The sequence below is a fragment of the Candidatus Macondimonas diazotrophica genome (assembly GCF_004684205.1).
Classification (GTDB): domain Bacteria; phylum Pseudomonadota; class Gammaproteobacteria; order UBA5335; family UBA5335; genus Macondimonas; species Macondimonas diazotrophica.
Window position 1 is genome coordinate 1 of record NZ_SRIO01000065.1, and the last position, 1,206, is coordinate 1,206.

The 1,206-nt window shown below is 59.2% G+C and carries 2 protein-coding genes; both read right to left on the minus strand.

What is annotated here, in order from left to right:
- Positions 1–101 precede the first annotated feature (101 nt).
- Positions 102–869, minus strand: coding sequence for a hypothetical protein (locus E4680_RS13875; RefSeq protein ID WP_135283020.1), 768 nt, complete (start codon positions 867–869; stop codon positions 102–104).
- A gap of 130 nt (positions 870–999) precedes the next feature.
- On the minus strand, positions 1,000–1,206 hold a 207-nt coding region (locus E4680_RS14510; protein WP_240696204.1), incomplete at its 5' end, for a hypothetical protein.

Consider the following 1,206-nt stretch of genomic DNA (forward strand, 5'->3'; position numbering starts at 1 on the left):
TCACGTCGGCCAGCACGGCGTCGATGTGCTTGGCGTTGGGCAGGTGTGCCCATGCGGTTGTGGTAGTCATGTTTCTTGCCTTCAGGTTACATTGTGTAACTTCAGGTGGCTTTCAGGTGTGCCCGCAATTTGCGCCGGTACTCCTGTTCATCCTCGCAGTAGGGCAGTTCTTCGACATCGCGCAGGGTGGCGATGTTTTTGCGGATGATGCCCTTGCGAATCTTGGCCACCCATTCGCTCCCCGAGATACTGTCGAACCACACCCACACCGGTGCGAATTGTGGGCATCCGAATATCTCGGGGAACGCTTCCTCTGCGGCGGCGTACAGTCGGGCGCGATCGTCTGTGTCGTCCACCAGAAGATCGAAGGCGGTTAACGCCCACGTCCGGAACTCCCGCCATCGCAGAGACTTGAGCAGTGCGTTGACTTTCTTGCGGTCGAGGGAATAGAACTTGAACGGGTCGGCCTTCCCCACTTCCACCGGCTGCTTGTAGGTGTCGGGCAGCCGGATGGCGATGTCGGGACCGCATACTACCCGGCCGCCATCCACCAGGTAGGCGTCGCACAGGCGCAGCGGCCGGACGTACCCGCTCAGTATGTTGTGAATGAAGTCCACTGTCGATTTGGAGGGGTAGCCCCGGATCTCCACGATGCCGTCCGCGTGGAACGTCACGCAATCCGTGTTGTACAGCCGACAGTAGACCGGGCTGTCCGGGGCGTCATCTGAGCGGATGGTGATGTGCTTGTCGCGCCGCAAGGCGAGCGGGCGCGCGCTGGGGGTGCTGGCTTCTCGCCACGGTGGTGTGTCTGCCCACAGTCGCTTAGCGTATGCGAAGTTGTCGATTCGCGGGGTGGCATATATGCCCATGGTTCACTCCTTCACTTGGTCAATGGCAGGTTACATGATGTAACCTGGTTGCTAACAGCAGCCGATCTCCCAGCTACTAACTGCTATTATACAGCAGGTAAAACACTATGTCAAGTGTGCAGATTGAGTGTTACCGGCTCTTGTCGATGACGCTCCCGGCCAGCCAGGCCATGCCGCCCCACAGGGCGGCCATGAGTAGGTAGGTGGTCATGCTCTCATCCTCCTGGTACGTTGGTGTCAGGTGGTTCTGGCAGGGGCATCCAGTGGGTGACGGCATCGGCGAGATCCCATCGTTCAGAGCAGCAGGAATACCATGTCGGTTGGCTATCGTCATCCA

Bases quoted from the DNA above. Each gene is read 5' to 3' on its own strand.
- E4680_RS13875 (WP_135283020.1), bottom strand. From the start codon at position 869: ATGGGCATATATGCCACCCCGCGAATCGACAACTTCGCATACGCTAAG.